Below are 11,796 nucleotides of genomic sequence, written 5' to 3' on the forward strand. Positions count from 1 at the left end.
GCAAACCGACACAGGTAGGCGAGGAGAGAATCCTAAGGTGAGCGAGAGAACTCTCGTTAAGGAACTCGGCAAAATGACCCCGTAACTTCGGGAGAAGGGGTGCTCTGGTAGGGTGCAAGCCCGAGAGAGCCGCAGTGAATAGGCCCAGGCGACTGTTTAGCAAAAACACAGGTCTCTGCGAAGCCGTAAGGCGAAGTATAGGGGCTGACGCCTGCCCGGTGCTGGAAGGTTAAGAGGAGTGCTTAGCGCAAGCGAAGGTGCGAATCGAAGCCCCAGTAAACGGCGGCCGTAACTATAACGGTCCTAAGGTAGCGAAATTCCTTGTCGGGTAAGTTCCGACCCGCACGAAAGGCGTAACGATCTGGGCACTGTCTCAACGAGAGACTCGGTGAAATTATAGTACCTGTGAAGATGCAGGTTACCCGCGACAGGACGGAAAGACCCCGTGGAGCTTTACTGTAGCCTGATATTGAATTTTGGTACAGCTTGTACAGGATAGGTAGGAGCCTTGGAAACCGGAGCGCCAGCTTCGGTGGAGGCATCGGTGGGATACTACCCTGGCTGTATTGAAATTCTAACCCGCGCCCCTTATCGGGGTGGGAGACAGTGTCAGGTGGGCAGTTTGACTGGGGCGGTCGCCTCCTAAAGAGTAACGGAGGCGCCCAAAGGTTCCCTCAGAATGGTTGGAAATCATTCGCAGAGTGTAAAGGCACAAGGGAGCTTGACTGCGAGACCTACAAGTCGAGCAGGGACGAAAGTCGGGCTTAGTGATCCGGTGGTTCCGCATGGAAGGGCCATCGCTCAACGGATAAAAGCTACCCCGGGGATAACAGGCTTATCTCCCCCAAGAGTCCACATCGACGGGGAGGTTTGGCACCTCGATGTCGGCTCATCGCATCCTGGGGCTGTAGTCGGTCCCAAGGGTTGGGCTGTTCGCCCATTAAAGCGGTACGCGAGCTGGGTTCAGAACGTCGTGAGACAGTTCGGTCCCTATCCGTCGTGGGCGCAGGAAATTTGAGAGGAGCTGTCCTTAGTACGAGAGGACCGGGATGGACGCACCGCTGGTGTACCAGTTGTCTTGCCAAAGGCATCGCTGGGTAGCTATGTGCGGAAGGGATAAGTGCTGAAAGCATCTAAGCATGAAGCCCCCCTCGAGATGAGATTTCCCATCACGTAAGTGAGTAAGATCCCTAGAAGATGACTAGGTAGATAGGTCAGAGATGGAAGCATGGCGACATGTGGAGTTGACTGATACTAATCGATCGAGGACTTAACCACAAAGAGTCATATTTATATGAACAACATTGGTCGATATTCGGCTTTCTTGACATCAATTCTTTATCTAGTTTTGAAGGAATAATCCTTCAATTGAATATTCGTCTGGTGATAATGGCGAAGAGGTCACACCCGTTCCCATGCCGAACACGGAAGTTAAGCTCTTCAGCGCCGATGGTAGTTGGGGGATCTCCCCCTGTGAGAGTAGGACGTCGCCAGGCAAATAGAAAAAGAGTAGCTCTTGTGAGTTACTCTTTTTTGTGTTGGTTTGGAGTTCGAAGAACTTTGTGAAAGAGACGCTGTTTTAAGAATAGAGAGTATGCCTGTTGACGAAGAAGGGAATGGGTGATGGATGAGTGTATAGCTAAGGACGGCGTAAAGAATATTCGACAACTTGGCACGATTATTTGAAATGTCGCATGATAAATCACAACCTCGCATGAAAGCCCCAAATCCCGCACGATAATCATCAATCCGGCATGATCCTATCAGATCTCGCATGAATTTCACCCAAAGGTGATCTTAACAATCAATCTATTACGGTAAAAGCTCATATTACATAGGAAGAAGGAGTAAGAGGGTGGAATATGAACGGGGAATAGTAAGATGTAGACTCAACAATCGTTCTTAGTACAGTTCTAACCCATTTGGACACAATGAATCAGCAGCAACCACCTATAGCAATGAAAAGTTATTTCATTAGTCATCTGGAAAAATATAAAATATATATTGCTATCAAGTTGATTTATGTGATATTATTGCTTTTCCGCCTTTTTCAAAGAAGACCTAACTAACTTTAGCTCTTTGAGGCTCTTTTTAAGTGTTTACTAACTTATAAATAAAAAAGATATTAAATATTTGAAAAGAAGTTGACTTCTACGAAGTTAACTGGTAAAGTATTATTTGTTGCCGCAAACAAGCAACGCAACATGAAAACTTGATAAAAACTTCTTTTAAAAAGTTGTTGACAACAAGTTAGTATTCATGTAACATAGTAAGGGTCGCTTCGAGAGAAGCACTTACACATTGAACCTTGAAAACTGAACAAAACAAGACAATACGTCAACGTTAATTCTAGATTTATTTTTAAAGAGCTATTCAAACTTTTATCGGAGAGTTTGATCCTGGCTCAGGACGAACGCTGGCGGCGTGCCTAATACATGCAAGTCGAGCGGATTGATGGGAGCTTGCTCCCTGATATCAGCGGCGGACGGGTGAGTAACACGTGGGTAACCTGCCTGTAAGACTGGGATAACTCCGGGAAACCGGGGCTAATACCGGATAACTCATTTCCTCGCATGAGGAAATGTTGAAAGGTGGCTTCGGCTACCACTTACAGATGGACCCGCGGCGCATTAGCTAGTTGGTGAGGTAACGGCTCACCAAGGCGACGATGCGTAGCCGACCTGAGAGGGTGATCGGCCACACTGGGACTGAGACACGGCCCAGACTCCTACGGGAGGCAGCAGTAGGGAATCTTCCGCAATGGACGAAAGTCTGACGGAGCAACGCCGCGTGAGTGATGAAGGTTTTCGGATCGTAAAGCTCTGTTGTTAGGGAAGAACAAGTGCCGTTCAAATAGGGCGGCACCTTGACGGTACCTAACCAGAAAGCCACGGCTAACTACGTGCCAGCAGCCGCGGTAATACGTAGGTGGCAAGCGTTGTCCGGAATTATTGGGCGTAAAGCGCGCGCAGGTGGTTCCTTAAGTCTGATGTGAAAGCCCACGGCTCAACCGTGGAGGGTCATTGGAAACTGGGGAACTTGAGTGCAGAAGAGGAAAGTGGAATTCCAAGTGTAGCGGTGAAATGCGTAGATATTTGGAGGAACACCAGTGGCGAAGGCGACTTTCTGGTCTGTAACTGACACTGAGGCGCGAAAGCGTGGGGAGCAAACAGGATTAGATACCCTGGTAGTCCACGCCGTAAACGATGAGTGCTAAGTGTTAGGGGGTTTCCGCCCCTTAGTGCTGCAGCTAACGCATTAAGCACTCCGCCTGGGGAGTACGGTCGCAAGACTGAAACTCAAAGGAATTGACGGGGGCCCGCACAAGCGGTGGAGCATGTGGTTTAATTCGAAGCAACGCGAAGAACCTTACCAGGTCTTGACATCCTCTGACAACCCTAGAGATAGGGCTTTCCCCTTCGGGGGACAGAGTGACAGGTGGTGCATGGTTGTCGTCAGCTCGTGTCGTGAGATGTTGGGTTAAGTCCCGCAACGAGCGCAACCCTTGATCTTAGTTGCCAGCATTCAGTTGGGCACTCTAAGATGACTGCCGGTGACAAACCGGAGGAAGGTGGGGATGACGTCAAATCATCATGCCCCTTATGACCTGGGCTACACACGTGCTACAATGGACGGTACAAAGGGCAGCGAGACCGCGAGGTTTAGCCAATCCCATAAAACCGTTCTCAGTTCGGATTGTAGGCTGCAACTCGCCTACATGAAGCTGGAATCGCTAGTAATCGCGGATCAGCATGCCGCGGTGAATACGTTCCCGGGCCTTGTACACACCGCCCGTCACACCACGAGAGTTTGTAACACCCGAAGTCGGTGAGGTAACCTTTTGGAGCCAGCCGCCTAAGGTGGGACAGATGATTGGGGTGAAGTCGTAACAAGGTAGCCGTATCGGAAGGTGCGGCTGGATCACCTCCTTTCTAAGGAAGATTTACTAAAACGTTTGACACGTCGAAGTTTTGTTCAGTTTTGATGGTTCAACCATCAAAACATTTTTTATCTCTTACGAGATGAGAATTTGTGATTGTTCTTTGAAAACTAGATAAAGATAAATTGATAGTCAAGAAATTACCGAGTATCGCCATTTTAGGTTTTAAACCTGATGTAACAACCAATTCGGTTAAGTTATGAAGGGCGCACGGTGGATGCCTTGGCACTAGGAGCCGACGAAGGACGGGACTAACACCGATATGCTTTGGGGAGCTGTAAGTGAGCTTTGATCCAGAGATTTCCGAATGGGGGAACCCATTGTTCGTAATGGAACAATATCCTTACTTGAATACATAGAGTATGGAAGGCAGACCCAGGGAACTGAAACATCTAAGTACCTGGAGGAAGAGAAAGCAATTGCGATTCCCTGAGTAGCGGCGAGCGAAACGGGATATAGCCCAAACCAAGAGGCTTGCCTCTTGGGGTTGTAGGACACTCTATACGGAGTTACAAAGGAATGGAGTAGACGAAGAAGTCTGGAAAGGCTCGTCAAAGAAGGTAACAACCCTGTAGTTGAAACTTCATTCCCTCTTGAGTGGATCCTGAGTACGGCGGGACACGTGAAATCCCGTCGGAAGCTGGGAGGACCATCTCCCAAGGCTAAATACTCCCTAGTGACCGATAGTGAACCAGTACCGTGAGGGAAAGGTGAAAAGCACCCCGGAAGGGGAGTGAAATAGAACCTGAAACCGTGTGCCTACAAGTAGTCAGAGCCCGTTAACGGGTGATGGCGTGCCTTTTGTAGAATGAACCGGCGAGTTACGATCCCATGCAAGGTTAAGTTGATAAGACGGAGCCGCAGCGAAAGCGAGTCTGAATAGGGCGAATTTTAGTATGTGGTCGTAGACCCGAAACCAGGTGATCTACCCATGTCCAGGATGAAGTTCAGGTAACACTGAATGGAGGTCCGAACCCACGCACGTTGAAAAGTGCGGGGATGAGGTGTGGGTAGCGGAGAAATTCCAATCGAACTTGGAGATAGCTGGTTCTCTCCGAAATAGCTTTAGGGCTAGCCTCATGTGTAAGAGTCTTGGAGGTAGAGCACTGTTTGGACTAGGGGCCCTCATCGGGTTACCGAATTCAGACAAACTCCGAATGCCAAAGACTTATCCATGGGAGTCAGACTGCGAGTGATAAGATCCGTAGTCGAAAGGGAAACAGCCCAGACCACCAGCTAAGGTCCCAAAGTATACGTTAAGTGGAAAAGGATGTGGAGTTGCTTAGACAACCAGGATGTTGGCTTAGAAGCAGCCACCATTTAAAGAGTGCGTAATAGCTCACTGGTCGAGTGACTCTGCGCCGAAAATGTACCGGGGCTAAACGTATCACCGAAGCTGTGGATTGACACCTCTAGGTGTCAGTGGTAGGAGAGCGTTCTAAGGACTGCGAAGCTAGACCGTAAGGACTGGTGGAGTGCTTAGAAGTGAGAATGCCGGTATGAGTAGCGAAAGATGGGTGAGAATCCCATCCACCGAATGCCTAAGGTTTCCTGAGGAAGGCTCGTCCGCTCAGGGTTAGTCGGGACCTAAGTCGAGGCCGATAGGCGTAGACGATGGACAACAGGTTGATATTCCTGTACCACCTCTTTTCCGTTTGAGCAATGGGGGGACGCAGGAGGATAGGGTAAGCGCACTGCTGGATATGTGCGTCTAAGCAGTTAGGCTGATGATGAGGCAAATCCCGTCATCGCGAAGGCTGAGCTGTGACAGCGAGCGAATTATAGTAGCGAAGTTCCTGATTCCACACTGCCGAGAAAAGCCTCTAGCGAGGAAAAAGGTGCCCGTACCGCAAACCGACACAGGTAGGCGAGGAGAGAATCCTAAGGTGAGCGAGAGAACTCTCGTTAAGGAACTCGGCAAAATGACCCCGTAACTTCGGGAGAAGGGGTGCTCTGGTAGGGTGCAAGCCCGAGAGAGCCGCAGTGAATAGGCCCAGGCGACTGTTTAGCAAAAACACAGGTCTCTGCGAAGCCGTAAGGCGAAGTATAGGGGCTGACGCCTGCCCGGTGCTGGAAGGTTAAGAGGAGTGCTTAGCGCAAGCGAAGGTGCGAATCGAAGCCCCAGTAAACGGCGGCCGTAACTATAACGGTCCTAAGGTAGCGAAATTCCTTGTCGGGTAAGTTCCGACCCGCACGAAAGGCGTAACGATCTGGGCACTGTCTCAACGAGAGACTCGGTGAAATTATAGTACCTGTGAAGATGCAGGTTACCCGCGACAGGACGGAAAGACCCCGTGGAGCTTTACTGTAGCCTGATATTGAATTTTGGTACAGCTTGTACAGGATAGGTAGGAGCCTTGGAAACCGGAGCGCCAGCTTCGGTGGAGGCATCGGTGGGATACTACCCTGGCTGTATTGAAATTCTAACCCGCGCCCCTTATCGGGGTGGGAGACAGTGTCAGGTGGGCAGTTTGACTGGGGCGGTCGCCTCCTAAAGAGTAACGGAGGCGCCCAAAGGTTCCCTCAGAATGGTTGGAAATCATTCGCAGAGTGTAAAGGCACAAGGGAGCTTGACTGCGAGACCTACAAGTCGAGCAGGGACGAAAGTCGGGCTTAGTGATCCGGTGGTTCCGCATGGAAGGGCCATCGCTCAACGGATAAAAGCTACCCCGGGGATAACAGGCTTATCTCCCCCAAGAGTCCACATCGACGGGGAGGTTTGGCACCTCGATGTCGGCTCATCGCATCCTGGGGCTGTAGTCGGTCCCAAGGGTTGGGCTGTTCGCCCATTAAAGCGGTACGCGAGCTGGGTTCAGAACGTCGTGAGACAGTTCGGTCCCTATCCGTCGTGGGCGCAGGAAATTTGAGAGGAGCTGTCCTTAGTACGAGAGGACCGGGATGGACGCACCGCTGGTGTACCAGTTGTCTTGCCAAAGGCATCGCTGGGTAGCTATGTGCGGAAGGGATAAGTGCTGAAAGCATCTAAGCATGAAGCCCCCCTCGAGATGAGATTTCCCATCACGTAAGTGAGTAAGATCCCTAGAAGATGACTAGGTAGATAGGTCAGAGATGGAAGCATGGCGACATGTGGAGTTGACTGATACTAATCGATCGAGGACTTAACCACAAAGAGTCATTATTTTAATGAACAACATTGGTCGATATTCGGCTTTCTTGACATCAATTCTTTATCTAGTTTTGAAGGAACAACCCCTTCAATTGAATATTCGTCTGGTGATAATGGCGAAGAGGTCACACCCGTTCCCATGCCGAACACGGAAGTTAAGCTCTTCAGCGCCGATGGTAGTTGGGGGATCTCCCCCTGTGAGAGTAGGACGTCGCCAGGCAAATAGGGAAAAGAGTAGCTCTTGGGAGTTACTCTTTTTTGTTTTGATTTTCGTTTGATGCCGCATGAAAAATTACAATCCCGCATGAAAAACTCACTTCCCGCACGATTATCATCAATCCGGCTCGATCCCCTCCAAATCCCGCACGATTCCTGGATTCAACGAAGAATCCCACTACTTACATTCGGAGAAGTTGACTTCTTCTTCTATAAGCTCTACGATAATAGTAAATAGAGGATTGATTCGAAAGGGTGGTACTCTTGCAGGGATCTGGCACTACGATTGATCAGTTTTTAACATGGCTTGAACATGAAGGAAAATCATCAAATACCATCTCGACTTACCATCAGGAGCTTAGGAAATATGAGAAGTGGCTCCAGGAGAATCACAGAGAACTAGTGGATATTACTCATTGTGATGTTCAGGAGTACATTTCATTTTTGGAAGAGAAGGGAAAGAGCCCGGTCACGACGGATAAAATTTTGGGAGTGATCCGTACTTTTTCTAAATTTCTAAAGAAACCTGACATTACGTTTGATATAAAGATCAAGCAAGGAACCAAAAAAGATGAAATAGAATCGCTCTCTAAAGAAGAGTGCGAGGTGCTTTTAAGAGAAGTACGAGAAAGTGCAAATGAAAGAAATATAGCGATTGTGTATATGCTGCTTCATACGGGCATAAGGGTATCGGAGCTTTGTGCGCTAGATATAGCTGATATTGATTTGGAAACGAAGCAGGTAAGCATTTCGGATACTCATGGGGCTGACCGGATTATTCCCCTGTCGGAAGAGGTGGTGCAATCCCTTTCTGACTACATGGAGGCTGTCCAGCCGCAGGAAGCCCTGTTCGTTTCCAAAACGAATGAGCGGTTAACCGAGAGATCGGTCCAGTATATGCTTAAAAAGTATCACACCAATGCCCAAAAGCTGCGTCACACGTTTTGCCAGCATTTAATCGATCAAGGTGTCAGTCTTGAAATCGTATCCAAGCTCGCGGGTCACAGGGACAATAATGTGACGAAAAGGTATGCGAAGTCACGGGTCTCTGAAACGGAATTTGAACATGCAATCCGACGCACTTTTTCAAAGGATTGTTGATTAGTGATTGTTACTGATATTGCCCTGAAAGTCAGCTGCAATCTTTGAAGGATGTAACAAGGGTCAGATCGTAAAGTAGAAGAACTTCTGTATTAAGGAGTTCTTTTTTTACTTTCATAAAGTAGCAGGAGATTCCTTTTTTAATTGATGAGCAATTTTGTTCCAACGAATAATGATATAATTGGTATTCTACTAACTTGTTTTTAACGTATTGGGAGGATTTATGTTCACGTCTATACTATTATTATTCTCGGCACTTCTTTCCCTGGCTGGATGGGGAATGTTTTCTCTCTATAAGATGAAAGTTCATCCTGCCTTTATTCCTCTATTTCTATTTTCAGTTGTCACGACGGTACTGTTCTGTGCCGGGTTGATTCATCATATGCCATTGGCTGCGAATATCATCTATTATTCCGGTTTAGTACTATGTTTGATTTATTTCATATTATTCTTTTTCAAGAAGATCGAGGTGCAGCGTTTGCTGCATCCTTCGCTTATCTTTTTTTCCTTGGCTGTTCTGTTTGTCATGCTTTATATGAAAGGGTCCGTTTTTTTAAACTATGATGATTTCAGTCATTGGGGACTGGTGCTGAAAGAGATTGTAAGGCTTGATGGGCTGCCGGATGCGAGTACGCTGGTGACGTTTCAGAACTATCCGCCTGGAAGTGCCGTGTTCATTTACTATTTTCTCCATCGCTTGGGGTTTCATGAAAGTGTGGCCCTGATGGCACAGGGATTCATGACGATGGCTTGCTTCACCGTGCTTTTTACGTGGAGTTCATGGAAAAAGCCATGGACGATCATCCTTTCCTCGGTGATTGCTTTTACCCTCTTATTGGTGAATGCGAAAATCTTCTACAGTTTACTGGTGGATATTATTCTGGGGGCAGTGGCTTTGGCGATCCCTATCATCGCTTATTATTACCGTAAAGATTGGAAGAGACTGCTGCTTGTGAATCTTCCGATTGTGATTTTCTTAATTTTATTGAAAGATAGTGGAAAGGTCTTTCTGCTATTTAACGGGATTGCTATGTTAGGGATCCTGATTGCCTCTCACCGGGAGGGAATTGTAAAGAGGATCGATATGGTCATGTCTTATGCTTCGCTCTTTCTACTGATGGTGCTTCCTTTATTGGTGAATGTGCTCTGGCACACGTATACGTTGCAAGCGTATAGTGAGAGTTACGGAAATAATAAATTTGCCATTACGGAAGAGAAGCTTCAGGATATCGGGAAATCGGAGCAGTTTATGGCAGGCTTCGACGGAATGATGCTGGACGCGGCGTTGAATCCTATGTCGTCGCCTCACGTCATGCTCTTATTGGTGGTCAATCTGATTGCCCTCCTGTTGATGGTCCGATTGAAGCGCAAAACCCCTAATGAACTGGTGGCTTCGTTTATCCTCTTTAATCTCTTTTATGTGCTGTATATGTGTTCCCTCTATTACATGTATGTCTTTCTGATGCCTGAGAATGAAGCATCAAGGCTTGCAGGCTTCAACCGTTATCAGTCGACCATCACCGTGTATGCAGCGGGCATGCTCATGACGGTGGTTGCTTATGTATGGAGCAATTATGTGGAATCCGTTAAAAAGGTAACGGGCTTTCTACTGGCAGCCTGTTTCCTCATCCCCTATCTGGGGCATTTGGAAGTATTGGTGACGAGGCCTGAAGCGCATGTTGAGCTTAGGGGTGCCGTGAAAGAGTTCTCTTCTGTGATTAAAACTTCCGGGGTATCGAAACCCATGATTACCTATTATAGTCCCGGAAGTGCCGGTGATGGAGGATATTTCAGCTATTTGATCCGGTATGAACACTTATCGAAGAACTATTCTTTCATCAAGGGGGCCGAAACCGAAAGTCAACTCTCTTATTTGAAAAAAGTATTGATGAAATCGGATTTTCTGATGGTGCTCGAAGGCGACGAAGATATAAAAGCTGGATTAGCCCCGTACACCGAAAATGAGATTTCCGAAGGTGTGTACCGTGTTAAGCATAAGAATGGGATGTTTGAATTGGTGCCGGAGCGTTAGTGAAATGGAGTCTATCTATTGAATATGGATAGGCTCTTTTTTTTGATGCATATTGCGCAAAACCAATGGAAAACGGGGTATTTTGTCGTAACTTTTCGAACCGGCATCTACACGTATATACAAATTCTGTATTCTCTCTGGTCTATCATATGACTCATAGACTTTATGATATGGGGGATGAGGATGAGGAAGTTTTTGTTAGGGGTTTTGGCCATTGTTACATTATCTACATTGGCAGGAGGGAAATATCATTGGGATCAAAGAGTCGAGGCCGTTCAGTTTAACGGTCAAAAAGAAGAGGTAGTCAGCGTTCAGGGGGATGGAGAGGAAGAAAAGAAAGAGAAGGCAGAGAAAGAGAGAAAGAGACTGTTACAACTGGATAAGGTGAATTATCTTCCGCCGGAGTTGAAGGAGACGTTCAAGAAGAAGATTGAAAAGAATGAATCCGTGCACCTGATGATCATTGGGTCCTCCTCTACTTCCGGGGATAATGGGGCATGGCCGAAAGAACTGGAAAAGGCGCTTCTCGACACGTACGGTCAGGATCTGATAAAGGTGACATGTAAAGAAATCGCCGAAAAGACTTCACAACAGGTTGTGAAGGAGGGAATACATAAACCACTGGCTGAAATGAAGCCGGATATTCTTTTGCTGGAACCCTTTTTACTGTATGACAATGGGGAAATAAGGATGCCGGAACGCCTTAAGAATCTTGAGACGATCCTTTCAGATTTCAAGAAACAGAATCCTGACATCACCTTCATCATCCAGCCGGCCAATCCCATCTCGGGTGCCTACTATTATCCTCAGGAAGAAGCCGACTTAGAGAAGTTTTCCAGAGAGAGAAAGTATGTGTATCTTAACCACTGGGATGCATGGCCCGATCACAGAAGCACAGAGTTAAAGGACTATTTAACAGATGAAAATATACCTAATGAAAAAGGAAATAAGGTATGGCTTGATTACTTGATGAAGTATTTTGTAAGGAAATAAGCCCTCCGTGGTCTTCAATCCATAGTGGTTGAGGGCTTTTTTTAATGAAGAAAAGGGCATTCTAAAAAACATTGAGGAAAATTGCGGGAGCGGGTCATGTAATTAACTTTGATTCATGATAGTGTAATTTCCGGATCAGGTGTTCTTTTAGCTTTTCATCAAGACAGTCCTGGATCAGGGTGTAGTAGTAAGTGGCGAGAAACTTATGGATCATCTTCATTTCGATCTTCACTCCCCTTATACTTGATTCATTTATTTTCCCCCATAAAGGGTCTCGAATATATAGGGATTGTTGTTTATTTTTATTACAAAATTTGCAGATGGAACCGTGGGATATGACATTTATCCTCCAAAAGGATCGGTTTGCAGGTTTTGTCGATAGAAATT

The 11,796-nt window shown here is 47.0% G+C and carries 4 protein-coding genes and 5 rRNA genes (1 of these 9 running past the window's edge); 8 read left to right on the forward strand and 1 reads right to left on the reverse strand.

What is annotated here, in order from left to right; genetic code table 11:
- The 8 genes from N5C46_RS16905 to N5C46_RS16940 form a co-directional block, all read left to right on the forward strand.
- Positions 1–1,278, forward strand: a 23S ribosomal RNA gene (locus N5C46_RS16905); it begins 1,658 nt to the left of the window's first position.
- 101 nt (positions 1,279–1,379) lie between these two features.
- Positions 1,380–1,496, forward strand: a 5S ribosomal RNA gene (rrf, locus tag N5C46_RS16910).
- An 885-nt stretch (positions 1,497–2,381) separates the two neighbouring features.
- Positions 2,382–3,932, forward strand: a 16S ribosomal RNA gene (locus N5C46_RS16915).
- 198 nt (positions 3,933–4,130) lie between these two features.
- Positions 4,131–7,067, forward strand: a 23S ribosomal RNA gene (locus N5C46_RS16920).
- A gap of 103 nt (positions 7,068–7,170) precedes the next feature.
- Positions 7,171–7,287, forward strand: a 5S ribosomal RNA gene (gene rrf, locus N5C46_RS16925).
- The 16S, 23S and 5S rRNA genes sit together here, the layout of an rRNA operon.
- Before the next feature lie 260 nt (positions 7,288–7,547).
- Positions 7,548–8,384 carry a tyrosine-type recombinase/integrase gene (locus tag N5C46_RS16930; RefSeq protein ID WP_261749493.1) on the forward strand — a complete coding sequence of 279 codons (837 nt, stop codon included), beginning with the start codon at positions 7,548–7,550 and terminating at the stop codon, positions 8,382–8,384.
- Between the two features lie 223 nt (positions 8,385–8,607).
- Positions 8,608–10,416: a hypothetical protein gene (locus N5C46_RS16935; protein WP_261749494.1), complete on the forward strand. Its 1,809-nt coding sequence runs from the start codon at positions 8,608–8,610 to the stop codon at positions 10,414–10,416.
- A gap of 183 nt (positions 10,417–10,599) precedes the next feature.
- On the forward strand, positions 10,600–11,409 hold the full coding sequence (locus N5C46_RS16940; RefSeq protein WP_261749495.1) for an SGNH/GDSL hydrolase family protein: 810 nt from the start codon (positions 10,600–10,602) through the stop codon (positions 11,407–11,409).
- A 94-nt stretch (positions 11,410–11,503) separates the two neighbouring features.
- Here the strand turns inward: N5C46_RS16940 and N5C46_RS16945 are convergent, their stop codons facing one another.
- Positions 11,504–11,629, reverse strand: a complete 126-nt coding sequence (locus N5C46_RS16945) for a hypothetical protein (protein WP_261749496.1) — start codon at positions 11,627–11,629, stop codon at positions 11,504–11,506.
- Positions 11,630–11,796 lie beyond the last annotated feature (167 nt).

Origin of the sequence: Rossellomorea vietnamensis (assembly GCF_025398035.1) — a bacterium.
In the GTDB taxonomy this organism is placed as follows: Bacteria; Bacillota; Bacilli; order Bacillales; family Bacillaceae_B; genus Rossellomorea; species Rossellomorea vietnamensis_B.